At 60.9% G+C, this 26,207-nt stretch carries 27 protein-coding genes; 17 read left to right on the top strand and 10 right to left on the bottom strand.

Annotation, left to right across the window (positions count from 1 at the left end; genetic code table 11):
- Nucleotide 1: 1 nt before the first annotated feature.
- Complete coding sequence (gene pdxH, locus A6U86_RS00540; protein WP_068384890.1) at nucleotides 2-622, bottom strand: pyridoxamine 5'-phosphate oxidase; 621 nt, start codon at nucleotides 620-622, stop codon at nucleotides 2-4.
- Between the two features lie 118 nt (nucleotides 623-740).
- On the opposite strand from pdxH, the gene A6U86_RS00535 reads away from it, so the two are divergent.
- From A6U86_RS00535 to A6U86_RS00520, 4 genes are all read left to right on the top strand, one after another.
- Complete coding sequence (locus A6U86_RS00535; protein ID WP_244509836.1) at nucleotides 741-1,145, top strand: RT0821/Lpp0805 family surface protein; 405 nt, start codon at nucleotides 741-743, stop codon at nucleotides 1,143-1,145.
- A gap of 304 nt (nucleotides 1,146-1,449) precedes the next feature.
- Entirely contained in the window at nucleotides 1,450-2,610 is a 1,161-nt protein-coding gene (locus A6U86_RS00530; protein WP_068387605.1) for a DnaJ domain-containing protein, read from the top strand.
- Between the two features lie 122 nt (nucleotides 2,611-2,732).
- Complete coding sequence (fabI, locus tag A6U86_RS00525) at nucleotides 2,733-3,551, top strand: enoyl-ACP reductase FabI (protein ID WP_068384885.1); 819 nt, start codon at nucleotides 2,733-2,735, stop codon at nucleotides 3,549-3,551.
- 18 nt (nucleotides 3,552-3,569) lie between these two features.
- Nucleotides 3,570-4,166, top strand: a complete 597-nt coding sequence (locus tag A6U86_RS00520; protein ID WP_068384883.1) for a histidine phosphatase family protein — start codon at nucleotides 3,570-3,572, stop codon at nucleotides 4,164-4,166.
- A gap of 110 nt (nucleotides 4,167-4,276) precedes the next feature.
- Here the strand turns inward: A6U86_RS00520 and A6U86_RS00515 are convergent, their stop codons facing one another.
- Entirely contained in the window at nucleotides 4,277-4,537 is a 261-nt protein-coding gene (locus A6U86_RS00515; protein ID WP_068384882.1) for a DUF1344 domain-containing protein, read from the bottom strand.
- 372 nt (nucleotides 4,538-4,909) lie between these two features.
- On the opposite strand from A6U86_RS00515, the gene aroC reads away from it, so the two are divergent.
- Both aroC and ribB read left to right on the top strand, forming a co-directional pair.
- Entirely contained in the window at nucleotides 4,910-6,007 is a 1,098-nt protein-coding gene (aroC, locus tag A6U86_RS00510; protein WP_068384880.1) for a chorismate synthase, read from the top strand.
- Between the two features lie 10 nt (nucleotides 6,008-6,017).
- On the top strand, nucleotides 6,018-7,121 hold the full coding sequence (gene ribB / locus A6U86_RS00505; protein WP_068384876.1) for a 3,4-dihydroxy-2-butanone-4-phosphate synthase: 1,104 nt from the start codon (nucleotides 6,018-6,020) through the stop codon (nucleotides 7,119-7,121).
- Between the two features lie 175 nt (nucleotides 7,122-7,296).
- Here ribB and A6U86_RS00500 read toward each other — a convergent pair whose 3' ends face one another.
- Nucleotides 7,297-8,532, bottom strand: coding sequence for an argininosuccinate synthase (locus tag A6U86_RS00500; RefSeq protein ID WP_068384875.1), 1,236 nt, complete (start codon nucleotides 8,530-8,532; stop codon nucleotides 7,297-7,299).
- 137 nt (nucleotides 8,533-8,669) lie between these two features.
- Between A6U86_RS00500 and A6U86_RS00495 the strand changes: the two genes are divergently transcribed.
- Nucleotides 8,670-9,131: an Lrp/AsnC family transcriptional regulator gene (locus A6U86_RS00495; protein ID WP_244509814.1), complete on the top strand. Its 462-nt coding sequence runs from the start codon at nucleotides 8,670-8,672 to the stop codon at nucleotides 9,129-9,131.
- 39 nt (nucleotides 9,132-9,170) lie between these two features.
- Here the strand turns inward: A6U86_RS00495 and A6U86_RS00490 are convergent, their stop codons facing one another.
- Nucleotides 9,171-9,716 (bottom strand): GNAT family N-acetyltransferase, encoded by a 546-nt coding sequence (locus A6U86_RS00490; RefSeq protein ID WP_068384871.1) that lies wholly within the window; start codon nucleotides 9,714-9,716, stop codon nucleotides 9,171-9,173.
- A gap of 160 nt (nucleotides 9,717-9,876) precedes the next feature.
- Nucleotides 9,877-11,067, bottom strand: coding sequence for a winged helix-turn-helix domain-containing protein (locus tag A6U86_RS00485; RefSeq protein ID WP_068387602.1), 1,191 nt, complete (start codon nucleotides 11,065-11,067; stop codon nucleotides 9,877-9,879).
- Between the two features lie 105 nt (nucleotides 11,068-11,172).
- Here A6U86_RS00485 and A6U86_RS00480 point away from each other — a divergent pair, with 105 nt between their 5' ends.
- From A6U86_RS00480 to A6U86_RS00470, 3 genes are read left to right on the top strand one after another with little or no spacing between them, the layout of a single operon-like run.
- Nucleotides 11,173-11,850 carry an energy-coupling factor ABC transporter ATP-binding protein gene (locus A6U86_RS00480; RefSeq protein ID WP_068384869.1) on the top strand — a complete coding sequence of 226 codons (678 nt, stop codon included), beginning with the start codon at nucleotides 11,173-11,175 and terminating at the stop codon, nucleotides 11,848-11,850.
- Entirely contained in the window at nucleotides 11,850-12,452 is a 603-nt protein-coding gene (locus tag A6U86_RS00475) for an energy-coupling factor transporter transmembrane protein EcfT (protein WP_068384866.1), read from the top strand. The genes A6U86_RS00480 and A6U86_RS00475 overlap by 1 nt, the downstream gene beginning before the upstream one ends.
- A gap of 28 nt (nucleotides 12,453-12,480) precedes the next feature.
- Nucleotides 12,481-13,038 (top strand): biotin transporter BioY, encoded by a 558-nt coding sequence (locus A6U86_RS00470; protein ID WP_068384863.1) that lies wholly within the window; start codon nucleotides 12,481-12,483, stop codon nucleotides 13,036-13,038.
- Nucleotides 13,039-13,045: 7 nt separating this feature from the next.
- Here A6U86_RS00470 and A6U86_RS00465 read toward each other — a convergent pair whose 3' ends face one another.
- Nucleotides 13,046-13,447, bottom strand: a complete 402-nt coding sequence (locus A6U86_RS00465) for a thioesterase family protein (protein WP_068384861.1) — start codon at nucleotides 13,445-13,447, stop codon at nucleotides 13,046-13,048.
- A gap of 168 nt (nucleotides 13,448-13,615) precedes the next feature.
- On the opposite strand from A6U86_RS00465, the gene A6U86_RS00460 reads away from it, so the two are divergent.
- From A6U86_RS00460 to dxs, 4 genes are all read left to right on the top strand, one after another.
- Nucleotides 13,616-14,557 carry a histone deacetylase family protein gene (locus tag A6U86_RS00460; RefSeq protein WP_068384859.1) on the top strand — a complete coding sequence of 314 codons (942 nt, stop codon included), beginning with the start codon at nucleotides 13,616-13,618 and terminating at the stop codon, nucleotides 14,555-14,557.
- A 2-nt stretch (nucleotides 14,558-14,559) separates the two neighbouring features.
- The gene (locus tag A6U86_RS00455) at nucleotides 14,560-14,811 is read left to right on the top strand and encodes an exodeoxyribonuclease VII small subunit (RefSeq protein ID WP_068384856.1); all 252 of its coding nucleotides are present in this window, start codon (nucleotides 14,560-14,562) and stop codon (nucleotides 14,809-14,811) included.
- A 71-nt stretch (nucleotides 14,812-14,882) separates the two neighbouring features.
- Nucleotides 14,883-15,806 carry a pirin family protein gene (locus A6U86_RS00450; protein WP_068384853.1) on the top strand — a complete coding sequence of 308 codons (924 nt, stop codon included), beginning with the start codon at nucleotides 14,883-14,885 and terminating at the stop codon, nucleotides 15,804-15,806.
- 125 nt (nucleotides 15,807-15,931) lie between these two features.
- On the top strand, nucleotides 15,932-17,848 hold the full coding sequence (gene dxs / locus A6U86_RS00445; RefSeq protein WP_068384852.1) for a 1-deoxy-D-xylulose-5-phosphate synthase: 1,917 nt from the start codon (nucleotides 15,932-15,934) through the stop codon (nucleotides 17,846-17,848).
- Between the two features lie 49 nt (nucleotides 17,849-17,897).
- Here dxs and A6U86_RS00440 read toward each other — a convergent pair whose 3' ends face one another.
- The 3 genes from A6U86_RS00440 to A6U86_RS00430 all read right to left on the bottom strand — a co-directional run bounded on the left by A6U86_RS00440 (nucleotide 17,898) and on the right by A6U86_RS00430 (nucleotide 22,452).
- The gene (locus A6U86_RS00440) at nucleotides 17,898-18,926 is read right to left on the bottom strand and encodes a sensor domain-containing diguanylate cyclase (protein ID WP_068384849.1); all 1,029 of its coding nucleotides are present in this window, start codon (nucleotides 18,924-18,926) and stop codon (nucleotides 17,898-17,900) included.
- 349 nt (nucleotides 18,927-19,275) lie between these two features.
- Complete coding sequence (locus A6U86_RS00435; RefSeq protein ID WP_068384846.1) at nucleotides 19,276-21,216, bottom strand: methyl-accepting chemotaxis protein; 1,941 nt, start codon at nucleotides 21,214-21,216, stop codon at nucleotides 19,276-19,278.
- A gap of 228 nt (nucleotides 21,217-21,444) precedes the next feature.
- A complete protein-coding gene (locus A6U86_RS00430) occupies nucleotides 21,445-22,452 on the bottom strand; it encodes a DUF4424 domain-containing protein (protein WP_068384844.1) in 1,008 nt (335 codons plus the stop codon).
- A 114-nt stretch (nucleotides 22,453-22,566) separates the two neighbouring features.
- Between A6U86_RS00430 and A6U86_RS00425 the strand changes: the two genes are divergently transcribed.
- The 3 genes from A6U86_RS00425 (at nucleotide 22,567) to A6U86_RS00415 (ending at nucleotide 25,154) form a co-directional block, all read left to right on the top strand.
- Nucleotides 22,567-23,307 (top strand): TlyA family RNA methyltransferase, encoded by a 741-nt coding sequence (locus A6U86_RS00425; protein WP_068384841.1) that lies wholly within the window; start codon nucleotides 22,567-22,569, stop codon nucleotides 23,305-23,307.
- Nucleotides 23,304-24,554, top strand: a complete 1,251-nt coding sequence (locus A6U86_RS00420) for a class I SAM-dependent RNA methyltransferase (protein WP_068384838.1) — start codon at nucleotides 23,304-23,306, stop codon at nucleotides 24,552-24,554. Before A6U86_RS00425 ends, A6U86_RS00420 begins: the two co-directional genes overlap by 4 nt.
- 282 nt (nucleotides 24,555-24,836) lie before the next feature.
- Nucleotides 24,837-25,154 (top strand): GIY-YIG nuclease family protein, encoded by a 318-nt coding sequence (locus A6U86_RS00415; protein WP_068384835.1) that lies wholly within the window; start codon nucleotides 24,837-24,839, stop codon nucleotides 25,152-25,154.
- A 298-nt stretch (nucleotides 25,155-25,452) separates the two neighbouring features.
- On the opposite strand, the gene A6U86_RS00410 is transcribed toward A6U86_RS00415, so the two are convergent.
- Nucleotides 25,453-26,205 (bottom strand): crotonase/enoyl-CoA hydratase family protein, encoded by a 753-nt coding sequence (locus A6U86_RS00410; RefSeq protein ID WP_068384833.1) that lies wholly within the window; start codon nucleotides 26,203-26,205, stop codon nucleotides 25,453-25,455.
- Nucleotides 26,206-26,207: the final 2 nt, after the last annotated feature.

The raw sequence follows: 26,207 nt of genomic DNA, 5'->3' as shown, positions 1-26,207 counted from the left end.
CTTACGGGTACATCCGCACCTTCTGCCAGGCGCCTTCCGGCACGTCGCGGCGAAATTCGATTCGGTCGTGCAGGCGAAACTGGCGATCGTGCCAGAATTCGATCGACAGCGGGCGGATACGGAAGCCGGACCAATGGGGAGGCCGCGGAATATCGCCGATGGCATAGCGCGCGGTATATTCGGCAACTGCCTTCTCCAGCGCAAACCGGCCTTCGAGAGGACGGGACTGCTTCGAAGCCCAGGCGCCGATGCGACTGCCGCGAGCCCTGGTCTTGTAATATTCGTCAGCTTCCTTGTCGCTCACCACTTCAACCAGTCCGCGCAGGCGCACCTGCCGACGCAGCGACTTCCAGTGGAAGCACATGGCCGCTTTCTTCTGGGAAAGAATTTCTTTACCTTTCTGGCTTTCGAAATTCGTATAGAATACGAATCCGTCGCTATCGAAACCCTTCAGAAGGACCATGCGGACATTTGGCAATCCATCCTTATCCACCGTTGCCAAGGCAACCGCATTCGGATCATTCGGCTCTGTGGTCTCCGCTTCGCGCAGCCACGATGCAAAAAGAGTGAAGGGTTCGTTCTGTTCGGTGAAGTCACCGCTTGTTAACTCGTTTTCCGACATATTAGTTTAAATACTCCGCAATTCCTAGAAACAGTCGGCCTCTCAGGCTGGCCAAGATCTTCAGGTGGAAGTCATAGCAAAGTCGACCGTTCATACAAAGCGCAAGCTTGCAAAAGGCGTGACGACGGCTGTCGCACTTGTCTCCTTTTTCACCCTTGGCGGCTGCGTCGGCGGCGGCATGGATTATCTGAGCTCGGCAAAAGTGGATCGCAGCGTATCGACGGGCACCGTCCCGACGGCCCCTGTCACCACCGACAGCATTTCCGACGAAACCACCGTGCGCAATGCCGTGACATCAGCCGATCTTCAGAAGCTGAACGGACAGACCATTCCCTGGGCCAACGCTTCTACCGGCAGCGCCGGCGTCATCGATACGATCGTCGAAAGCAACGGTTCCGGCGTGGTCTGCCGCCAGTTCCGCACCACCCGGCACTCCTATGAAGGCATTGCCAGCTTCTCCGGCAGGACCTGCCTTGTCGGCCAGGGCATCTGGCAATTGCTGAGTTTTCAACAGGCGGGCTGAGCCCGGTTTCCGGCCATTTTCCCGCCGCTGACGCGACCCCATGTGGCGTGCGGAATGACTCGTTCTACCTCCCATTCCTATTTCTCGCATCCATCGTTAGCGATCGGCTAACCATCCGCGAAAATGGAGCAGGTCTCTCCCCAACAGACGTAACGCCTGATTAGCAACTCGTCCGGCAGGATCAGCCCATGCGCATTTCGACCTTGCCTCTCCCAGGGCTGCAAGGCGGCGAAGTGTGGTTCATGAGTTTTTGTTTGGGGTGCTCCGAGCGGAGCCGGATACCCCCAGAATGGTGGCTGGAAAGATGCGCGATCCTTACAAGGTGTTGGGCGTAAGCAAGGATGCTGGAGCGGATGAGATCAAGGCGGCGTGGCGCAATCTCGCAAAGTCCGCTCATCCCGATCACAATATGGGCGATCCGACGGCGACCGAGCGCTTTGCCGAAATCGGCCGCGCCTATGAGACGCTGAAGGACCCGACAAAACGCAGCCGCTACGACCAGATCGCCGGCATGGCCAGGGCGAAGGGCCAGAGCCAGGAACAGACGATCATTCAGCAGCGGCAGGCTATGCGTGAGGCGGCCGAGCGCGCCAAGGTCGCACGGGCCAATGCTGAAAAAGTCATGGCGGAACTTGCACGGGCGAACGCCCGCAAGGCGGCGGCCTCCGCCGCATCAAGCCAACAGGCCGGGGCGAACGAGTCGCCCGAGGATGTGGTCGAACGCATCTTCGGCGTGAAAGCCGCTGCCGCGCAACAGGGCAAGCCTGCAGCCGAAACGGTTGCGCAGCAGGCCGAGAAGGCACAGGAGCTCAATGCCGCAGCCGCAGAGGAAACCCAGGCTGAAGAAGAACTTCTGGCGACGGGCACCGCTTCGGCAGGCTCCCGCCCCCGTTTCGGCATTCTGAGTTCGCTGGTGCGCCGCATCACCGGCAGCACCATTCAGGAGAAGCCGCCGGAAAAGACGCCGGAAGTCGCGGCCGAAGCGACCGTTACGCTCGACGACATGCTGAAGGCCCGCTGGATTACCGTTCTCCTCTCCGATGGCCGCGAGGCGCGCTTCCAGGCGACGACGGATATCAGCAACGGCCAGGTGCTGCATCTGAAAGGCCAGGGGCTGAGACTGCCGGGAATGCTGCGCGGCGACGTCGCCATCACCGTCCATCTCTCCACCGATGCCCGCTTCATGCCCGAAGGCCACGATGTCCGCACGACATTGCCCGTCACCATCGAAAATGCGGTGCTTGGCTGCGAAACCACCGTCGAGGGACTGAATGGTCCGGTCAGGCTTACCGTGCCGGCCTGGTCCGGTTCGGATCAGATCGTGCGCATTCCCGGCGAGGGATTACCCGACGGAAATGGCGGGAAAGGTGATCTCATTGTCGAATTGCGGCTGATGCTGTGGGAAAAACCCGATGACAAGATTACGGATTTGATGCGCAGCATGCGCGAGGGGCTTTTCCTGTGAAATTTTGGTGACAACAGCACCCTTTGTTACGATCCCTAACAGTTGATGATCTTTACGATGCTTGAACAGGGGAACGGCCTATGCCATAGGCAGGATCATTCGAAAGTTCAAGGGAGCAGAATATGGCTCAATCCACTGGCCTCATGACAGGCAAGCGCGGCGTCATCCTCGGCGTAGCAAACAACCGTTCGATAGCGTGGGGTATTGCCAAGGCCTGTTCGGAAGCCGGAGCCGAGATCGCATTGACTTGGCAGGGCGACGCTTTGAAGAAGCGCGTCGAGCCACTCGCCCAGGAACTCGGTGCGTTCATGGCTGGCCATTGCGACGTGACCGAGCCGGCAACGATCGACGCTGTCATCGATGCGCTTGAAGCAAAATGGGGCAAGATCGATTTCGTCGTGCACGCCATCGCCTTCTCCGACAAGGACGAGCTGACCGGCCGTTACCTCGATACCAGCCGCGACAACTTCACGAAGACGATGGACATCTCCGTCTATTCCTTCACGGCGGTTGCACAGCGCGCCGAGCGAATCATGAATGACGGCGGCTCGATGATCACCCTCACCTATTACGGTGCGGAAAAGGTCATGCCGCACTACAACGTCATGGGCGTTGCAAAGGCTGCTCTGGAAGCAAGCGTTCGCTATCTCGCCGTCGACCTCGGCAGCCGCGGCATTCGCGTCAACGCGATTTCGGCAGGCCCGATCAAGACGCTCGCCGCTTCCGGCATCGGCGATTTCCGCTATATCCTGAAGTGGAACGAATATAACGCGCCGCTGAAGCGGACTGTCACGATCGACGAAGTCGGCAACTCCGCCCTCTATCTGCTGTCCGACCTGTCGACGGCCGTTACAGGCGAAATCCACCATGTCGATTCCGGTTACCACACCATCGGCATGAAGTCCGTGGATGCGCCCGACATTTCCGTCCAGAAGGACTGATCAACAGGAAAGCTGACCGTGTCGCCAATCCTTTATGTGATACGTCACGGTCAGACAGACTGGAATGCCGAGCGCCGTCTGCAGGGGCAGAAGGACATTGACCTCAACGCCATCGGCCGCGAGCAAGCACGGCAGAACGGCGTCGATCTGGCCGAAATCCTCGCATTCGAAAACCGCCCGTTCGATTTCGTCGCAAGTCCCTTGCGACGAACGCGCGAGACCATGGAGATCGCGCGGACAGCCATGGGCCTGCCGCCGCAGGACTATGCTACCGATGAACGACTGGTGGAAGTCTCCTTCGGCGCCTGGGAAGGCTTCACGCTCAAGGATTTGAAGGCAACCGAACCCGAACGCCTTGCCGAGCGCAAGGCTGGAAAATGGGACTTCATCCCGCCCGGCGACGATGCTGAAAGCTATGAAATCCTCTCCTGGCGCGTCGGCTCCTGGCTGACCTCGGTCGAGCGGCCCACGGTCTGCGTCACGCATGGCGGCGTTATCCGGACATTGTTCCGGCTGGTCGGCGATGTCGCAAAGGAAGAGGCGGCGGAAATTCCGATCCATCAGGATCAGATCCTGAAGGTCGATCCGCAGATGAAGATCATCGGCTGGATCTAGCGCAATTCCGGAAAAGCTGGCAGCAGCGTCTGTCCGGATCTGCATAGGCACACATCAGCGCAGCACTGACGCATTCACAAACCGCCCCGGCCGGGCGGCTCTATTGATGCTTACTGGACGATGTCGAGATCGTTGACGACGCGCTTGCCATCGACTTCCGTGTAGAAGACGACAACCTTGACGCCAGCCTTCAGGCCGTTGAAGTCGAAATCCTCGGGCACCTGATAGTTCTTGCCGTCATCCAGCGTGATGCTGAAATTCTTCGTGTCGACCTTCTTGATCGTGGACTCAACGTCAGCACTTTCGGCAAACGCTGCGACGGGGGCAAGCAGGCTGGCCGTGGCCAAAAGCGTCGCTACAAAAAAGCGCATCGTCGTCACCCTTCAGGTCAATTTGATTGTGATTTCTTATGCGATGCAGAAAACACGTCGAATATGGCGGAAGTTGCCCCCAATAGTGGCCTTGCTCGCCCAATTGGTGAATGCCCCGTCACAATCCACAATTCGGATTAATCTTTGTTTACCATGCCGATGGGCGCAAGAAAAAATGCCTGAGTGCCGTTTCCGCGACCACCGAAAGAAAGATTTTGCCTTGCCGGCATCCGGCTGTGGGATCAAATAGGTAGCGCATGATGTCACCCGAAAACCGCTTACACTTTTCGGCATCATGCTCTATGAGTGTGCCGCAATCGCAAGAGACTAAACGCGGTCTGCCGGCAGGCTGCATCAATCCGGTCGTTTTCCATGTCGCATAATACATTCGGTCATCTTTTCCGCGTCACCACCTGGGGCGAGAGCCATGGTCCGGCGCTCGGCTGCGTCGTTGACGGCTGCCCTCCCGGTCTTCGTTTCAAGCTCGAAGAGCTTCAGGCCTGGCTCGACAAGCGCAAGCCGGGACAGTCACGCTTCGTGACGCAACGGCGTGAAGATGATCTGGTCAAGGTACTTTCGGGCGTGATGATGGACGAGGACGGCGAGACGATGATCTCGACGGGCACGCCGATCTCGATGCTGATCGAGAATACCGACCAGCGCTCGAAGGATTACGGCGAGATCGCCCGCCGCTACCGCCCGGGCCATGCCGACTATACCTATGACGTCAAATACGGCATTCGCGACTATCGCGGCGGCGGACGTTCGTCTGCCCGCGAGACGGCCGCACGTGTCGCCGCCGGCGGCATCGCCCGCCTCGTCGTGCCTGGCGTGACCATCCGCGGCGCGCTGGTACAGATCGGCAAGCACAAGATCAACCGCGCCAACTGGGATTGGGCGCAGGTGGACCAGAACCCCTTCTTCGCCCCCGACCCTGCGATCGTGCCTGTATGGGAAGAGTATCTCGACGGCATCCGCAAGGCTGGCTCCTCAGTCGGCGCCGTGGTCGAAGTCGTGGCCGAAGGCGTGCCTGAGGGTCTCGGCGCACCGATCTATGGCAAGCTTGATCAGGATATCGCCTCGCTTTTGATGTCGATCAACGCCGTCAAGGGTGTCGAGATCGGCGAAGGCTTCGCATCGGCCGAGCTGACCGGCGAAGAAAATGCCGACGAGATGCGCATGGGCAATGACGGTAAGCGCATTTTCCTGTCCAACCACGCCGGCGGCATTCTGGGCGGCATTTCCACGGGCGAGCCCGTGGTCGCCCGTTTCGCCATCAAGCCGACCTCGTCGATCCTGACGGAACGCCAGTCGATCGATGCCGACGGCAATAATGTCGACCTGCGCACCAAGGGCCGCCATGATCCATGCGTCGGCATTCGCGCCGTACCGATCGGCGAAGCCATGGTTGCCTGCGCCATTGCCGATCATTATTTGAGAGATCGCGGCCAGACGGGCCAGCAGAGATAGGGATTTCTTGATGCCTTACGACCAGAAGCGTGTTGTCGATGCCATCCGGGCTTTTGAGGCCGGCGAGATCGTCGTCGTCATGGACGACAACGACCGCGAAAACGAAGGCGACCTGATCGTTGCCGCCGTTCACTGCACACCGGAGAAGATGGCCTTCATCGTTCGCCACACTTCCGGTATCGTCTGCACGCCGATGCCGCGCGAAGAGGCGAAGCGGCTTAACCTCAATGCCATGGTGGCGGAAAACGATTCCGCCCATACGACCGCCTTCACTGTCTCCGTCGATTTCAAGCACGGCACGACAACGGGCATTTCCGCCGACGACCGCACGCTGACCGTGCGCAATCTCGCTAATCCGAATGTCGGCCCCACGGACTTCGTTCGCCCGGGCCATATCTTCCCGCTGGTTTCCCGCGAAGGCGGCGTGCTGATGCGCTCGGGCCATACCGAAGCTGCAGTCGATCTCTGCAAGCTTGCCGGCCTGCCGCCGATCGGCGTCATCAGCGAGCTCGTCAATGACGACGGCACGGTGATGCGCGGCCCGCAGGTGGCCGGTTTCGCCGAGCAGCATGGGCTGAAGATGGTCTCCGTCGCCGATCTCATCGCCTATCGCCAGCGCAAGGAAACGCTGATCGAGCTCGGCACCAGCTTCGATATCGATACGGCGTTCGGCAAGGCTCGCGCGCACACCTATTCTCTGCCCTGGGATACGATGCAGCATCTCGCCGTCGTCTTCGGGGACATCCGTGACGGCATCGACATTCCGGTGCGCCTGCATCCTGAAAGCGTCGCCGAAGATATTTTCGGCAAGCGCCGGCCTGTCGATTTCTACATGAAGAAGATCGCCGAGGAAGGCCGCGGCATCATCGTCTATCTGCGCGAAGGCTCCGTCGGCGTCGGCCATTTCGACAATGGCCGCAAGGCACGCCAGGCCGAGCGCGAGAGCCATACCGAGGCGCAGGCGCGCGACAGCGAGTGGCTGGAAATCGGTCTCGGCGCACAGATCCTCAAGGATCTCGGCGTCAGCTCCATCAAGCTGCTCACCAGCCGCGAGCGCCACTATGTCGGCCTCGAAGGCTTCGGCATCAAGATCGCCACGACAGAGATTTGCTGATTTCACCCTCCCCTTGAGGGGGAGGGTCGGAGCAAAGCTCCGGGGCGGGGTGATCGCGGCAATCTCCACAGCCAGCTAACGATCACCCCCACCCGCGCGTTCCGCGCGACCTCCCCCCTCAAGGGGGAGGTGATTGGTGCAGCCCCCTCCCAGGCCCGGTGCTTCTCCATGACATTTATGAACCGTGCAGCAAGCCCGATTGCCTGTTACGAGCCGCCCACGTCTTGAGGCGCAGCCCATTGAGCTTGATAAAGCCCTCCGCATCCTGGTGATCGTAAATCCCCGTGCCTTCCTCGAAGGTCACCAGTTCCGTCGAATACAGCGAATGGGGCGAACTGCGCGCGATAACACTGGCCGAGCCCTTGTAGAGCCGAACCGTCACCTCGCCGGTCACGTAGGTCTGGCTCGCATCGATCAGGGCCTGCAGCATTTCCCGCTCGGGTGAATACCAGAAGCCGTTATAGATCAGCTCCGAATAGCGCGGCATGATCTCGTCTTTCAGGTGAGCGGCTGCGCGGTCGAGCGTGATTGACTCGATCCCACGATGAGCAGCAAGCAGGATCGTGCCGCCGGGTGTCTCGTAGACCCCGCGCGATTTCATGCCGACGAACCGGTTTTCGACCAGATCGAGCCGCCCGACTCCATGTCTGCCGCCCAGTTCGTTGAGCGCGGTCAGGAGTGCCGCCGGAGATAGTTTTTCGCCATTCACAGATACCGCGTCACCCCTTTCGAAACCGATCGTGATGATCTCGGGCATGTCGGGCGCATGCACGGGATCGACCGTCCGCTGGTAGATGTAATCTGGCGCGATATCGGCGGGATCCTCGAGCACTTTACCTTCTGTGGACGTATGCAGCAGATTGGCATCGACCGAGAAGGGCGCTTCGCCGCGCTTGTCCTTGGGAACAGGGATCTGATGCTTTTCGGCATAGCCGATGAGCTGGGTCCGGGACTGAATGTCCCATTCGCGCCAGGGGGCGATAATCCTGATCGAGGGGTCGAGAGCATTGGCGGTCAGTTCGAAGCGGACCTGATCGTTGCCCTTGCCGGTCGCCCCGTGCGCAATGGCGTCCGCACCGACGTCCCGGGCAATGCTGACAAGATGCTTGGCGATCAGCGGACGAGCGATCGAGGTGCCGAGGAGATACTGGCCCTCATAGAGCGTATTGGCGCGAAACATCGGGAAAACAAAGTCCCGCACGAATTCCTCGCGGACATCCACGATCCGGATGTCTTTGATCCCCAGCATTTCGGCTTTCTTGCGTGCGGGTTCCAACTCCTCGCCCTGCCCCAGATCGGCGGTAAAGGTGACGACTTCGCACTGGTAGGTCTCCTGCAGCCATTTCAGGATGATCGATGTGTCCAGGCCGCCCGAATAGGAGAGCACGATTTTATTGAGCTTTTTCGGCATGAGTCAATTTCCATCTCGTGTTGAACGGATGGAATGTTAGGCCAAGCTGTGCGCAACGACCTTGCGAAGAAAGCAAAAAGAGATCAGTATTTGGCATAAAATGCCAAAATTAATGATCCATGAGGCAGATAACGCCAATGAATTTGGACGACATCGACCGCCGTATCTTGCGCGTACTCCAGCGAAATGGGCGCATCTCCAATGTGGAGCTGGCCAAGGAAGTCGGCTTATCGCCATCGCCCTGCCTGCGCAGGGTACGATTGCTGGAGGAGGCCGGGGTCATCGACCGTTACGTTGCCGTGCTTGATCCGGCGAAGGTCGGCGCCGGCCTCACGGTTTTTGCCCGTGTCTGGTTCAAGACGCAGGATGCCGAGATAACGGTGCAGTTTGGCGAGGCGATCCGGCGGTTTCCGGAGGTGATCGAATGCCACCTCACGACAGGAGAATGCGATGCCATCCTGCGCATCGTCACCGCCGATCTGCACAGCTATTGGCGCTTCCAGGCCGATTATCTGACACGCATCCCCAGCGTGCTGAACGTCAAGACTGACGTGCCGATGGAGACGCTCAAGCACAGCTTCGAATTGCCGGTGAGATAGGGGTGCTTGGATCTCGGAGAGCGGGCCTTTGCTGAGGCTTCAAAGCCCTTTCGCCGAAAATTCGTGGTCCAGCAGGCCCATCATGATGTCGTCGTGCCAGCTGCCGTTGACATAGGCCGTCTCCCGTTCCCGCCCTTCGACCGCAAACCCGCATTTCTCATAGGCGCGGATGGCACGCTTGTTATAGGCGAGCACGCGTATGCCGATGCGATGCAATCCCATGTCGCCGAAGGCATGGCGCAGCAGAACGGTGATGGCTTCGGTGCCGAGGCCTTTGCCCAGCAAGGCGGGGTTATTGATACCGAGCGCCATCGTCGCGCGCCTGTCCTGGCGATTGACGTTGTCCAATCTGATCTCACCGGCGAAGACGCCATTGATCTCGATGACCCAGGCATGGGGATGATTGGTAAGCCACTGCACCCACGCAATCGCGCCTTCCCGGGTGATCGGCTTCACGTCGTCTTTGTTGACGCCGTACATCTCCGCTATCTCGGCGTGATTGCCGAGAGCGACACGCACATCGGCATCTTCGGCACATGGTGGGCGCAGCCTGACATTGCGGCCTTCAAGAATTGGCGATGGCAATCAATCCTCCCTTTTTTACAGGCGTCTCTGCTTCACCCTGCCTCAAGGGGGAGGGTCGGAGCGAAACTCCGGGGTGGGGTGATCGCCGCCACCTCCAGAGCCAGACAAGTGTCACCCCCATCCGCGCGTTCCGCGCGACCTCCCCCTCAGGGGGAGGTGATTAGCCGCGCCAGCCTTCGAGAAACACCACCTTCTCAACGCCGGTAAAGCGGGCGACACGCTCCAGTTCCGCTTCCAGCCTCTCCAATCGGCCGGCGGAGGGTTTGACGCCCTGTTCCAGCCACAAGCGCTTGACGTCAAGCGTTCCCGCCTTGCGGTCAGCCTTCATGTCGATGCGGCCGATCAGCCGGTCTCCCTCCAGCAGCGGAAAGACATAATAGCCGTATTCGCGCTTGGGCTCAGGCACGAAAATCTCGATGCGGTAAAAGAAGCCGAAGAGGCGTTCGGTGCGGTTGCGGTCACGCAGCGTCGGATCGAAGGGACTGAGGACGCGGATGCGCGCCGGCGCTTCGGCATGACTGTCCAGCGTGTCATGGAAATCGAGGAAGGCGAAGGAAGGACGCGGCTTGCCGCCGCCGGCAGGCTCGATCAGCACCTCGGTCAACTCGTCCCGATGCGTCTCGACCCAGTTTTTGGCTTCCTGTGGCGTCACCAGGTCCCAGAAGGCGGCGATTTCGCCCGAGGTGGCAAAGCCCAGGCGCTGCAAAGCGCTGCGACAAGCCCATTCGACAAACTCCTCGTGATCGACCTCTGGTGTGTGGACATGATCCGGCAGGACGCGCTCGACGAGATCATAGACCTTCTGGAAATTGGTGCGGCCGGCGATCGCGAATTTGCCGGTGCGCCAGAAATATTCGAGTGCCGTCTTGTTCGGATGCCAGTTCCACCAGCCGCCGGAGACATGATCCTCCGCCTTGACCTCGCGCGCCATGATCGCGCCCTTCTTCAGCACGCGCTCGTAGGTTTCCTCGAAGGCAGATTCGAACCCCTCGCCACGCCATTTTCGCCAGCGTTCCACGAGAGCCAATTCCTCTCGGCGGAACCGGTGTTTCCAGTAGACGAAAAAGGCACTCGGAACGATGGAGGCGTCATGCGTCCAGTGCTCGAACAGCGCGCCGTCCTTTTCGAGGAGTTCCGTCAGATGCTCGCGCCGGTAAGTCTGGTTGCGTGAGAACAGGATCTGGTGATGCGCGCGCTCGACGGTGCCGATGCTATCCACCTGCACGAAGCCGATATCATGGATGAGTTGCAGCAGGCCCGCCTTGGTCAAGGCGCGGTTCGGTGGATTGGCGAGCCCCTGCTTGGCAAGGAAAACGCGGCGGGCATCCCGATTCGAAAGCAGATTCGTCATGGAGGGATCATAGGCATAAATTCCCATGCTTTCAAACCGCCTCATTTGATAAATGACCGCGATGCGCTATAGGACCGCGATACCATCAGGAAACAGGGCAGCCGCTTGGATATCCGCTTCGACAATGCCGGCGTAGACTATGGCGCACGCACCGCCCTCTTCCCGCTGAGCCTGACGCTCCAGGAGAAGCGGATCGGCGTCATCGGCCTCAACGGCTCGGGCAAGACGACATTCGCGCGGTTGATCAACGGGCTCGCCAAGCCGACGACCGGCCGTGTCGTCGTCGATGGGCTGGATACGATCTCGGATGCGGCCAAGGTGCTCGGCAGGGTCGGCTATATCTTCCAGTCGCCGCAGAACCAGATCATCCTGCCGATCGTGCGCGACGACATCGCTTTCGGGCTTAAGGCGCGTGGCTATGACAAGACGCGGATCGAGGCGGCCGTCGACGCCATTCTCGAGCGGTTCGGTGTCAGCCATCTCGGTGCGCGGCGCGCGCATGAGCTTTCAGGCGGCGAGCTGCAGATGGCCGCCCTCTGCTCGGTGCTGGTGACGGGCCCGGATATTCTGATCCTCGACGAGCCGACCAACCAGCTGGACCTCAAGAACCGCGCGCTGGTGCAAGGGACCATTGCGAGCTTGCCGGAAAGCGTCATCGTCATCAGCCACGACCTGCCATTGCTGGAGGATTTCGAGCGCGTGCTGCTGTTCGACCAGGGCCGGCTGGTGGCCGACGCTCCGGCGGCGGACGTCATCGCTCGATACAGGGAGATGGCCGGCTGATGCAGACGCTGCATGTAGACGTTGACACCTGGCTGCACCGGCTGTCGCCGCGCGTGAAGCTCGTGACACTCGCGGCTCTCGGCATCCTGCTGTTTCTCCTCAATTCCATCGCAGCCCTCGCGCTCGCAAACTTCATTGGCGCCGCCCTCTACTTCCGGACAGGCCTGCCGCTACGGGAGGCTTTGAGGCGGCTACGGCCGATCCTGATCTCCATCGCCATGCTGGCGCTCTTCACCGTGCTCCTGAGCCCCCTGCATGCCGCCATTGTCGTAGCACTGCGGCTGACCGCGCTTGCGCTGTTTGCGGCTGCCGTGACGGCGACGACATCGATGACCGCCTTCATGGACGAGATCACGACGCTTGCGATGCCGCTCGAAAAAATCGGCATGCTCAGGGCTGCCGATATCGGCCTTGCAATCGGCCTCGTCATCCGCTTCGTGCCCGAGATTCTTGACCGTTATCGCGCGATCCGCGATGCGCATCAGGCACGCGGCATCAAGATACGCATGGCAACGACGCTCGCTCCGCTCATCATCCTGACGCTGCGCGATGCGGACAATATCGCGGCGGCGATTGACGCACGCGGCATTCGGCGGCATTGAACAATAATCTGTTTGCGAAGGAGCCGCCATGAACACCCGCGACCTCGTCCTCTCGGCGCTTTTTGCCGCCATCATCGTGGCGCTCGGACTGCTGCCGCCGATCCCGATCGGCATCATCCTCGTGCCGATCACCGCGCAATCGCTCGGCATCATGCTGGCCGGTGTCGTGCTCGGTGCCAAGCGCGGCACGATCGCAGTGCTGATCGTCGTTCTCTTGGTGCTTATCGGCTTGCCGGTCCTTTCCGGAGGGCGTGGTGGCCTTGCCGTTCTTGCAGGTCCGACCGCCGGCTTCTTCATCGGCTGGATCTTCGCCGCCTTTGTCACCGGCTATCTCTCGGAGCGGCTGGTCAAGGCCGAGCAAAGCAGCCTCGTGCAGGGCGTTGGCTTCTTCCTCGCCGCAGTGGCAGGCGGTGTTATCGTGCTCTACGCCTTCGGTATCGCCTGGCTGAGCGTCAATATCGGCTTCGAGAAGGCCTTTATCGGTTCCCTGAGCTTTGTGCCGGGCGATGTCATCAAGGCTGTCGTCGCAGCACTGGTGGGACGCGCTGTCATGGCCGGCTATCCGCTTCTGCCGCAGCGGAGTTAACCGCGGCTCAGGACAGATATTTGTAGAGCCAGTCGCGCGTGTCCTCCGGCAGGGAAGCCGGGTCCTGTTCCTCGCCGCGAACCGCGAGCCACCGGATCTCGACTTCCGCCGCCAGTTCGTTGCCGGTTTCGACCAGGACGACGAAGCCGACGGACTTGCCGCCGATCTTGTTGACGCTGATCGAGAAGCGGGCAAGATCGTCGTAGCGCAGGGCCCGGTGCAGAGAGCAGGACGCCTTGGTGGCGATGTAGGCGGGTTCATCATCGACCAGCGGCCGGGTGCGCCAGAAATTCGAAAGAGCCGTTTCCGCCTGCGAGATATAGGATGCAATGAACATCTGGCCGTGCCTGTCGACATCGCGCGGCGGCACCCTCACCTCGATGACATCGGATCGTTCTATACTCATCATCACTAAACAACCCTGGCCGACGCCATAGACACCTTAATGAAAGCTTAACACCGCGCCTCGATAAGTAAACGGGCGCTACCCCAAAGTGGTTAAGATGGTTTGTTGACATTGTAGTGACATGGTCCATGTCCTCTAATAGGCGTCACACCTCCTCTATAGATTGGCCCCATGAGCACACGTCTTTACGAACACCCGATCTTTCTTGAACATATTGTTCCACCAGGCCACCCGGAACGGCCGGATCGGCTGCGCTCGCTGAATATCGCGCTGGAACATCCGAATTTCGAACGGCTTGACCGGCGCAAAGCCCTGACAGCGCACGAGGATGCCGTCCTCCTTGCCCACCCCGAAGAGCATCTGGAATTCGTGCTGCGCTCGATGCCTGATAAGGGTGACGACGGCGAGATCAACCAGCTCGAGGCGGATACCTATGCCAGCCCGAAGACGCTGCAGGCGATCATGCACGGCGTCGGCGGAGCGATGGCGGCGGTCGACGATGTGTTTTCCGGTGCTGCCGACAATGTCTTCGTCGCTGCCCGCCCGCCTGGCCACCATGCCGAGAAATCCAAGGCCATGGGTTTCTGCTTCTTCAACAATGCCGCGATCGCGGCACGCCACGCTCAAAAGGCACATGGTGCCGAGCGCGTCGCCATCGTCGACTGGGATGTGCATCACGGCAACGGCACGCAGGACATCTTCTGGGACGATCCGTCCGTGCTCTTCTGTTCGACCCACCAGATGCCGCTCTATCCAGGCACCGGTAAAAAAGATGAGCGCGGCGCGCATGACACCATCGTCAACGCGCCGCTTTCGCCGAACACCGGCGGCGATCATTTCCGCGAGGCATTCAAATCGCGCATCCTGCCGGCGCTCGATGATTTCCGCCCGGACCTCATCATCATCTCCGCCGGTTTCGACGCCCACCATCGCGATCCGCTGGCGCAATTGAACCTCACCGGTGAGGATTTCGACTGGGCGACCGGGCGGATTCTGGAGGCTGCCGATCGCAGCGCCAAGAACCGGGTCGTCAGCCTGCTCGAAGGCGGCTATGATCTGGAAGGGCTGGCCGAATCGGCGGGCCTGCATATTCTGCGCATGATGAAGGGGTGACGATGAGCGAGAACGCCAAGGTAGATGTTTCAGGCTATTCCTTCGAGAAGGCCGTGGCGGAGCTTGAAAGCATCGTCGCACGCCTGGAGCGCGGCGACGTGGCGCTGGACGAATCCATCGCCATCTATGAGCGCGGCGAAGCGTTGAAGAAGCATTGCGAGGCGCTGCTCTCGGCAGCCGAGAACCGCATCGAGAAGATCCGCCTCGACCGCGCCGGCAAGCCTCAGGGCGCGGAGCCGCTGGACGGCGCGTGAGACAAAACGGGAAAGTTTGAGTTTGCCTGACATTCCCGGTAGGTTGCACCTCAACCGAAAGGAGAGCCTCCATGTCCTTTTTCCCAGGAAATGATCCGCACGCCGGTGATGCCTTCGCCTGCGACGCGATCGAGAATCTCATCATTCCGCGCACCAGCGACCTTGGTGGCTTCTCCGTGCGGCGGGCTCTTCCGAGCAGCCGGCGGCGGCTGGTGGGGCCGTTCATCTTCTTCGACCGCATGGGGCCTGCAATCTTTCGGCCAGGCCAGGCGGTAGATGTGCGCCCGCATCCGCATATCGGCCTTTCCACCGTCACTTACCTGTTCGACGGCGAGATCCGCCATCTCGACAGCCTCGGCACGGCCAAGGTAATCCGCCCCGGCGACGTCAACCTGATGACGGCCGGACGCGGGATCGTACACTCCGAACGCACCCCCGAAAATCTGCGCGACCATCCCTTTGCGATGTCGGGCCTACAGACATGGCTGGCGCTCCCCGACGACAGGGAGGAGATCGACCCCTCCTTTGCCCATACGGAGAAAGACGAGCTACCTGTCATTTCCGATGGCGGCGTGACCGGGCGCGTGGTGATCGGCGATTTCGAAGGCCTGAAATCTCCGGTGAAATCCTTCACCGACACGCTCTATGTCGATCTGCAGCTTCAGCCGAACGCGACGTTTCCTTTTGGCGCAGCCCATGAAGAGCGCGCGGTCTATATCCTCTCCGGCTCGCTCATCGTTGCGGGCGATCACTTTGCCCAGGACCAGCTGCTCGTTTTCCGCCCCGGCGACGCCATAACCCTCGAAGCTGCGGAAAAAGGCTGTCATCTCATGCTTTTTGGTGGTGCGGCGCTCAATTCGAAGCGCTATATCTGGTGGAACTTCGTGTCATCTTCCAAGGAACGCATCGAAAAGGCCAAGGAAGAATGGCGCACGGGCCGCTTCGACATCGTACCGGGCGATGAGGAAGAATTCATTCCATTGCCGGAGGGCTAACGGGTTCATAACAATCCCACATGTTTCTTGTTCGGGTGCACCTTGAATTCGGCGTCTTTTGTCGCAATCTGTTTTGACGTAAAGGCGGGATCCCGCCCAAGAATAGCAAGAAAGAGGCTCCAGCCTTGACACAAATGCCAGAGACGCCGCTGCTCGACCGGGTCCATTTTCCTTCCGACCTGCGCAAGCTTGAGGACCGGGACTTGCCGCAACTCGCCCGCGAAGTCCGCGACGAGATGATCGATGCGGTGTCGCGCACCGGCGGGCATCTCGGCGCCGGCCTTGGCGTCGTCGAACTGACCATCGCCATCCACAGCGTTTTCAACACGCCGAGCGATCGCCTGATCTTCGATGTCGGGCATCAGTGTTATCCGCACAAGATCCTGACCGGGCGGCGTGATCGCATCCGCACGCTGAGGCAGGAAGACGGCCTTTCCGGCTTCACGCGTCGGGCCGAAAGCGAATACGACCCCTTCGGCGCCGCGCATTCATCGACGTCCATTTCCGCCGGCCTCGGCATGGCTGTGGCCGCCGAGCTCGACAAGGCCGACCGCCGCGTCATTGCCGTGATCGGCGATGGCGCCATGTCGGCCGGCATGGCCTATGAAGCCCTTAACAATGCCGGCGCGCTCGATGCACGACTGATCGTCATCCTCAACGACAACGACATGTCGATCGCGCCGCCGACCGGCGCAATGAGCGCCTATCTCGCCCGCCTCGCCTCCGGCCGCACCTATATGGGCTTCCGCGACCTCGGCAAGAAGCTGACGGCCTATCTTGGCAAGAAGGTCGATCGCGCCATCACGCGGGCAGTCGAACATGCACGGGGCTATGTGACCGGCGGGACGATGTTCGAGGAGATGGGTTTCTACCATATCGGCCCGATCGACGGTCACTCCTTCGAACACCTGCTGCCAGTGCTGCGCAATGTGCGCGACAATGCGCAGGGTCCGGTGCTGATTCATGTCGTGACGCAAAAGGGCAAGGGTTATCCCCCCGCCGAGGCAGCTGCCGACAAGTATCACGGCGTCAACAAGTTCGACGTCATCACCGGCGCGCAGGCCAAGGTGAAACCGAATGCACCGAGCTATACCAGCGTCTTCGCCGATGCCCTGGTGCAGGAGGCAACGCTTGACGAGAAGATTGTCGGCATCACAGCCGCCATGCCGAATGGCACCGGCCTCGACAAGCTGCAGGAATTTTTCCCCAAGCGCTGTTTCGACGTCGGCATCGCCGAGCAGCATGCCGTGACCTTTGCCGCTGGCCTTGCCGCCGAGGGCTACAAGCCGTTTGCCGCCCTTTATTCCACCTTCCTGCAGCGCGCCTATGACCAGGTGGTTCATGACGTGGCGATTCAGGGTCTCCCGGTTCGCTTCCCGATCGACCGTGCCGGCTTTGTCGGGGCTGACGGCCCGACGCATGCGGGCTCCTTCGACACCGCCTTCCTCGCCACACTGCCCGGTTTCGTCGTCATGGCCGCTTCCGATGAGGCGGAGCTCAAGCATATGGTGCGCACCGCCGCCGCCTACGATCTCGGCCCGATTTCGTTCCGCTATCCGCGCGGCGAAGGCGTCGGTATCGACATGCCCGAGCGGGGCCAGATCCTGGAAATCGGCAGGGGTCGTGTGATCAAGCAGGGTTCGAAGGTTGCATTGCTCTCCTTCGGCACGCGCCTGGCCGACAGCCTTGCCGCTGCCGAAGATCTCGATGCTGCCGGCCTGCCGACGACGGTTGCGGATGCCCGTTTCGCCAAGCCGCTCGATCATGATCTCATTCGCCAGCTTGCCGCTCACCACGAGATGCTGATCACCATCGAAGAAGGCTCGGTCGGCGGCTTCGGCAGCCAGGTCATGCAGTTCCTCGCCAGCGAGGGATTGCTCGATAACGGGCTGAAGATCCGCACGCTCGTCATGCCCGATATCTGGATGGATCAGGCCAAGCCCGAGGTGATGAATGCCAAGGCCGGCCTCGACCGCGCCGGCATCGTGCAGACGGTGTTCAGAGCGCTTGGCCATAGCCGTATCGTCGAAGCGGCCGGATAGGATCTAGGCCTTATCGGCCGCCTCCCGGGCTTGCCGATCGTTTGTGATCTCAGGGCTGGAAGACAGCAACCCGGTCTCGCCCGGCTGCCTTGGCCTGATAGAGGGCGGCATCGACATTCTTCAACAGCAATATGCGCGTCGCACCGTCATGCGGCGCCAGCGCTGCGCCTATGCTCAACCGGGCAAAAACGGACACGCCATCGACCGTGAAGGGCGCACGAAAAGCGACAAGCAGCCGTTCCGAAAGGGATAGAAGAGCGCTCCTGTCGGCCGGATCAGGAACGAATATCGCGAACTCATCGCCGCCCATGCGTACGACAATGTCCTCGGTGGAAATGACCGAGCGGATGCGCAGGGCAGCCTCGCATAAGACCTCATCGCCGACATTGTGACCAAAGCGGTCGTTGATCGACTTGAAGCCGTCCATGTCGAGATAAAGCACACCGAAGTTGCGGCCGGCAGCGACGGCCGCGCTCAGCGATCCATCGACCACAGCCTCCAGCGCCGACCTGTTCAGGAAACGGGTCAAAGGGTCGGTCATGGCGGCAGTGCGCAAACCATTCTCGGCGATACCCATCAGCAGATTGGTCTTTTGAAGCCGCAGAAGCGCACTTGCGATCTGGGCGAACCGCACGAGGCTTTGCTCCTCGCTCTCGGAGAACTCCCGTGGCTTCTGGTCGAGAATGCAGAAGGCGCCGACCGGCAGGCCATTTTCCAGCCGCACCGGCGCGCCGGCATAGAAACGCAGATGCGGATCCTCGACCACAAAGGGGGCGCTCTTCAGCTCGGGATCGGCGGCCAGATCGGATATGACAAGCAATTCGTCGTCGAAGACCACGCGGGTGCAGATCGACATATCGCGAGAGCATTCGGCAATCTTCAGGCCGGCCTGCCCGGCTATGCGCTGCCAGTCTTCGTCGATTATATTGATCGCGGCATAGGGCGAGGCGAAGACTTGTCTTGCAAGCTCGGCGACAATGGCCAGCTCCGGCGTCGGAATGCTGTGGATCGCATTCAGGGAGCGTACAGCCAAAAGTCTCTGTGTTTCATTGGCCGGAACTCGGACGAGTTGTCCCATTCGAATCTCCCTCGGCAATCCTCGTAATAAGGCTATAGAAAAAGTGGATCGACGCTGAGCGCAACCCTGCCACCGATCAAATATTTAATAAATCTTGACGAAAGCATGTCCCGACCGCGCATCGAAAACGGTATGGCAGCTCTTAAAACCCCGCAGCCCTGGGGAAGTGCCACCACCTGCCTTGAAACGACCTGCTCCAAAACAACGCATGCCGGAATTTTTCCTTTTTGCGCTGCCTGTGAAACGCAAATCGGCCCGCCACAGAGCGGCGGGCCGACGAAGTCTGAAGGAGATGATTCCCGGCGAACGGCCTTGCAAGGCCGTCGCTTTGAGTACTACCGGAAAGCGCTCAGAACTCTTCCCATTCGTCCTGCGCGGGCACTGCGGCACTTGCCTTGGCGCCGAAGGCCTTGGCCACGGTGCGGCCCAGAGCCCGCGCCGGCGATGCCGCCGGCTTTGAACGCGGCGTCGCGACGGCAGGCCGGGCGGGTGCTGCTTGTGGTGCGTTGCCGAGGCGGAACTGCTGCAACAACTCATTCAGCGAAGCAGCTTCGCGGGCAAGCGCATGGCTTGCTGCAGTCTGCTCCTCGACCATGGCGGCGTTCTTCTGCGTGCCCTGATCCATGGTGTTGACGGCGGTATTAATCTCCTGCAGGCCGGTCGACTGTTCGCGGGTCGCCGTGACGATCGCGCCGACGTGGCGATTGATTTCCTGCACTTCCGAGACGATCAGCTCCAGCGCCTTGCCGGTCTCGCCGACCAGGGATACGCCGGTGTTGACCTGATCGCTCGAGGTGGTGATCAGCGCCTTGATTTCCTTGGCGGCATTGGCAGAGCGCTGGGCGAGCTCGCGCACTTCCTGGGCAACGACGGCAAAGCCCTTGCCGGCATCGCCGGCACGGGCGGCTTCGACGCCGGCATTCAAGGCGAGCAGGTTGGTCTGGAAGGCGATATCGTCGATGACGCTGATGATGTTGCTGATCTCGCCCGAAGACTTTTCGATCTGCTGCATGGCGGAGACTGCCTTGCGCACCACTTCGCCGGACTTTTCGGCGCCGAGACGGGCACGTTCGACGAGATGGCCGACATCCTCGGCGCGCTTGGCCGAATCACGAACCGTCGTCGTCACCTGTTCCAGCGCCGCGGCCGTTTCCTCGACGGAGGCTGCCTGCTGCTCGGTGCGATGAGCAAGCTCGTCGGCCGCGGAGCGGATCTCGCCGGCGCCGGCATTGATGGCGGCGGCGTTGCGGCCAACCGACTGCAGGGCCGCTTCCAGCTTTTCGACGGCATTGTTGAAATCGGCACGAACGCTGTCGAACTGCGGCGCGAAGGCGCGATCTAGCCGTGCCGCGACATTGCCGGCTGAGAGAGCGGAAAGCCCGGCCGCGAGCGTTTCCATCGCAAAGCGGATTTCGCCCTCTTCGCGCGCTTTCTGCTCGTCGCTCATCTGGCGCTGACGCTCGGCGTCATCGCGCATGCGATCGGTCTCGCCGGCAAGGCGAAGCTTTTCGATCGCCGCCTGCTTGAACATGAGGACGGCATCGGCCATGCGGCCGACTTCATCGCCACGGCCGACGGCTGGAACATCGATATCGTGCTCGCCACTGGCCAGGCGACCCATGGCGGCCGTCATGCCGACGATCGGACGAACGGTGATGCGTGACAGCAGCCAGGCAAGAAGAGCGGCAAGCAGCGCCACGAAGATGCCGCCTGCGATCAGCGTCAGGCGCAGATCGCTGTTGGCGTCTTCCTGGGTGGCGGCGAGATCACCGGCCCTAGTGCGAGCAGCCTGCTTGATCTTGGCGGCAGCCTCGCGGAAGCCATCGAGCTGGCCCTTGGTCTCGTTCTGACCGATCTTGACGACCTGGTCGAGCGGCATCTCGGTTTCCTTGCGGGCCTTGGCCTGCGGCTCCGCAAGCTGATGGAAATAGAGATCGGCGGCTTTCTGCATGTTATCGATGGCACCAAGCAGATCCGGAGAATCGGCGGCAACCTGCTTGGCAGCGGCGATGCTCTTCAGCATCCGCTCGCGATTGGCAAAAATATCGCCATAGGTGCTGTCGCTGCGCAGCAGCAGGAAGCCGCGCAGGTTGACGGCCTGTTCCAGCATGGCCTGCAGGGAGTCATCGACAAGATTGACGAGCTGGTGCGACTTGGCCTGTTCCGCCGCAGCTCCGGCCGACACCTCTTCCTTGGCGTAGACGAATGCGGAAACACAGGCAAAAATGGCAATCAGCGCCGTGAACGTAATGGCAAGCTTGCCATTCAGCGAGAGTCTTTTCGCAAACATGAGCGAGCGCCTCCTGAGCGCCGGTCCTGGCGAGCATCAACGAGCCGTGGTTGGGAAAAACACAGCCGAATACTCGGAAAATACAGGGAAGGGCATGATTGGGACGCGGAAGCGCGAAGCCTTCATGGCAGGCGGCGATCTCGAAACCGATCGCCGTAATCCCGAATATCCGTAAGGGCTTCGGCTTTAAATTTATTTAATTTCGCGCAACTGGTCTTTAAACGCGGCCTAGTTCACGGGTGCCGCGGAAAGGATTAGGATGTCCAGATCGTGCTCGGGATAAAAATCCTGCGCCGTCACCTGGAAAGTCGTTGGCCCGGTCTTCTTGACGTCAGTTCCGCAGAAGCTGATGTAGTTTTCCGGACTGCCCTTATCGACCGTCAGCTCGAAATGCTTGATCGGCCCGGACCAGTTGGCGCCGGTGGTCAAAACATAGGAAATCCAGCTCTCGACATAGGTGCGGCCGCCCTTGTCGGCCACGGCTGCAAGTTTGGTCGCCGTCTTCAGGAAGCTCTCATCGACGCAATATTTGCTTCGGTAGGCCTGCAGCCGCTGCTTTTGGTAATCCTCATCGCCGGCGAAAGTGATGGCTACCGTACCGCCGACGCTCGGCTTGTAGCGGTGCTCGACTGCTATCTTCGCCTTGGCAGGAAATTTTGTACGCCACCAATAAGTGGTATGCAGCGTCCACATCGGCGTCGGATAATGTTTCATACCCTGGCCGTCATTGTCGTACTCATCGTCGGTGATCAGACCGCGAGCGGTCCAATCCTCCAACACATCAAGAGGCAGCTTGGCGACGGCATCCATCGCGGCCTTGCTGAGCGGCAACAGCGGCACGCCATGCGCCTTCAACTCGTCGGTCATGTCGACATCGGCGACCGATACGCGCTGCTGAAGCGTTGGGGTGATGGCCTTGCCATCCTGGGTCACGGTGAAGCCGAGAAAATTGTCGGCATCGACATTTCCGGCATCGACCATGCTGTCGACATCGCCCTTGATATCGGGCATCGGAAAGGCAACCACGCTTTCGACATCCTTGTCGGAGGTGTTTTCGAAGACGTAATCCACCCGCACCTCGGTCGCCGAGATGAACAGTTTTTCCTGATCCATGCTGATATCGCCGCTGCGGACATAGGCGAGACCGCCCGTCTTCAGCTCGGCCATGGTGTCGTTCGCCAGGGCCGGCGCGGCAAACATCGCCAGTAGAGCCGCATAGCCACCGATTCTTCGCATGAATGACCCCTCAGCCGTTGATTTAAGCGATTATCTCCGGCTGCAGTCCGGCGTCAACGCCGAGATTGCCACAAAAGGCTTGCAACGCAATGCATTGACCGGCATGGACAGCCTATGTCCGAACCTCAACGCCTCGACCAGCTCCTCGTCACCCTTTCGCTCTTCGCCAGCCGCTCCCGCGCGCGCGATGCCATCCAACGCGGCACCGTGACCGTCGACGGCAAGGTCGTCACCAAGCCGGGGACGCTGTTTACCGAGGAGGTGCAGATCGGAATCGACGATCCGGCTCAGGATTACGTGTCCCGTGCGGCCTTGAAACTGGTGGCCGCGCTCGATCATTTCGGCCTTAATCCGCAAGGCCTGCACTGTCTCGACGTCGGCGCATCCACCGGCGGATTTACCGAGGTATTGCTGCAGCGCGGCGCAGCCCATGTCACATCCATTGATGTCGGCCATGGACAGATGCATCCGCGCATGTCGGCCGATCCGCGCGTCACCAATATGGAAGGGCTGAACGCCCGCTACCTGACCGCCGAAGATATCGGCGGGCCATTCTCCTTTCTCGTTTCCGACGTCTCCTTCATCTCATTGAAGCTGGCGCTGGCACCGGCCTTGGCTCTTGCCGAACCGGGCGCGCGCGCGGCGCTGCTGGTGAAGCCGCAATTCGAGGCGGGTCGCGATGCTGTCGGCAAGGCCGGACTGCTAAAAGATCCCTCCTCCGCTCCGGCGGTTGCTGCCGAACTTGAGCGCTGGTTCTCCGAGGATATGGGCTGGAAGAGCCTCGGCCTAATCCCCTCGCCCATTGCCGGCGGCGACGGCAACCACGAATTTCTTCTCGCAGGGATCAAGCCATGAGCACTGAAACCGTCACCATCCAGAAGCTCGGCGCCCAGGGCGACGGCATTGCGCAAGGCACGGACGGACCGATCTATGTGCCTTTCACGCTTCCGGGCGAAAGCGTCGCCATCGCGCGGGTGAAAAGTCAGGGCACGCTGATGTCGATCGCATCGGCTTCGCCGGATCGGCAGGAGCCGCACTGTCGACACTTCGGCCCGGATGGCGTCAACGGCACCTGCGGCGGCTGCACCCTGCAGCACTATGCCGATGCGCCCTACCGCGCCTTCAAGCGCCAGCTCGTCGTCGATGCATTGCGCTCCAAGGGCCTGACGCCCGAGGTGGACGATATCGTCGCTGCCCATCCCGGCGAGCGGCGGCGGGTGATCTTTGCGGCACGCAAGACCGAAAAGAGCACGCTGATCGGCTTCAACCAGGCCGAAAGCCATCACATCGTCGCGATCGAGGAATGTCCCATCGCGTCCGCGGGGATCATGTCGCGGCTCGAGGCGATCAGGGCGGTCGCGACCGCGCTCGCCGTCAATGCCGAAGCTTTCCGCATTTCCGTGCTGGAAACGTCATCCGGCCTCGATCTCGCTGTCGACGGCATCAAATCTCTATCCGACAAACAGCGCCGCAGCACGGTGGAGACCGTGCTGGCGCTTCGCGGCATAGCCCGCGTGTCGCTGAACGGCGAAATCCTGGTCGAGCCGGCAAAGCCGATCATCGAATTTGGCGGCGTGCAGATTGCCCCTCCTCCGGGCGCCTTCACGCAGGCAACCAAGCAGGCCGAGGACGCGATGGCTGAGCTGGTCGCAGCCCATGTCGGCAAGGCCAAGCGCATCGCCGACCTCTTCGCCGGCGCCGGCACCTTCTCGCTGCGCCTGGCGCGCATCGGGCGCGTGCATGCGGTGGAAAGTGAAGGCAAGCCGCTCGCCGCACTCGACCATGCCGCCCGCAATACGCAGGGGTTGAAGCCTGTCACCATCGAGCGCCGCGATCTCTTCCGCCGGCCACTGATGAAACAGGAGTTGAAAGTCTACGACGCCGTCGTCTTCGACCCGCCGCGCGCCGGAGCAGAGTTTCAGAGCAAGGAACTCGCCCTCTCGCAAGTCAAGAAGATCGTCGCGGTCTCCTGCAACCCTCTGACGCTCGCCCGCGATCTCGCACTGCTCATCGAAGGCGGCTACCGCATCACCAGGGTGACGCCGATCGACCAGTTTCTCTGGACCTCGCATGTCGAGGTGGTCGTGGCGCTGGAGAAGTAATTTTCAGCGCAGGCTTCGTGGCCGACCCTCGTGGTTCGAGGCTGCGGCCCTTGGGCTTCGCACCTCACCATGAGGGCGGAGAGAATCGCACGTCGTTACTGCACCCGCATCCTCTCGCAAGCTCAGGACTGCGAGCTTGGAACGTACGTCGTAGAAATCAGCCCTCATGGTGAGGAGGCCCAAAGGGCCGTCTCGAACCACGAGGGCTGATGAGGGAAAGGAATTGATTGCCACATACACTCAATGGTAGAAAATATTCGCCCTTAGCGCGAGAATTCTGCCATGGAAGTCACAGTTTACATTCTGCGTTGTAGCGATGGTTCCTATTACACTGGTCTCACCAAACAAGGGATCGAAGCGCGCGTCTGGGAACATAATGCCGGCATCTATGACGGCTACACGGCCAAGCGCCGGCCAATCGAGTTGGTGTTTCAGGAAGTCTATGACAGCATCATAGATGCAATTGCCCGCGAACAGCAGATCAAGGGTTGGTCGCGCCGCAAGAAAGAAGCACTGATCGCGCTGGACTATGAGGCGCTGCCCGCTCTGTCGCGACGTGGATTTGCTCCACGCAAATCGAGCGAAGGTGATGGGAGTTAAGCGGCCGACCCTCGTGGTTCGAGACGGCCCGGTGGGCCTCCTCACCATGAGGGTGGGGTGAGCTAGATTCTCTCCGGCGGGCTCCCCTTTGGCACCCCCATCCCTCCGCACGCTAACCCTTCGGTAGGATCGTCCGGCCACCTACCTAGGATGAAGGCTTGGCAAATCGCAAAATGAGCAACGTGGATCTAGGGTCAAGAAGCAGAGAAAGCATTGCTGGCCGACTGGCATAGGAGATCAGCCCTCATGGTGAGGAGGCCTGCAAGGCCGTCTCGAACCACGAGGGCGGGTGAGATATTCACCGCTTCATGAACGCCTCGAAGGCCACGCGGGCTTCCGCGCTTTTAAGCCGTGCGGCGAAATGCTCGGCCTCTTCCGTGATGCGGCCAAGGATGGCGTCCGGCGGGCCGCGCATGAGGTCGCGGGCGATCCGCAGAGCCTCTGGCGGCTTGGCGGCGAGCCTGGCGGCAAGTGCCAGGGTCTCGGCTTCCACAGCCTCGGGTGCAGTCACCTTCCAGATCAGGCCGGCGTCCTTCGCGTCTGTAGCGGAGAAGCCTTCGCCGAGGGCGAGCAGGGCGAAGGCGCGCTGGTGACCCATCAGGCGCGGCGCGATCAGGCTTGAGGCGGCTTCGGGCACGAGGGCGAGATCGACGAAGGGCGTCTTGAACAGGCTGCGGTCGGACGCAACCGTCAGATCGCAATGCAGATGGATCGTCGTGCCGATGCCGATGGCAAGGCCGTCGACGCCGGAGACGATCGGCTTCCTGGCACTCGCCAGTGCAATGAGAAAATCGATCACTTCGCGACCCATGCTGCCACCCATGGCGAAGGCGAGGAAATCGGCCATGTCGTTGCCGGCGGAGAAGCAGCCGTCCGTGCCGAGGAAGACGCTGACGCGGATATCCGGCGTCTCGTCTGCCGCCTTCAGCGCATCGGTCATTGTCTGATACATGGCCCGGGTGATCGCATTCTTCTTTTCCGGCCGGTTGAACCGGATGATCTGGACATGCGGCGCGGTCTCGGAACGTTCGATCAGAATGTGGTCGGTCATGG

The sequence above is a fragment of the Rhizobium sp. AC27/96 genome (assembly GCF_001692325.1).
In the GTDB taxonomy this organism is placed as follows: Bacteria; Pseudomonadota; Alphaproteobacteria; order Rhizobiales; family Rhizobiaceae; genus Rhizobium.
The sequence above is the reverse complement of the archived record's forward strand: the minus strand, read 5'-3'. Positions and strand labels throughout refer to the sequence as shown.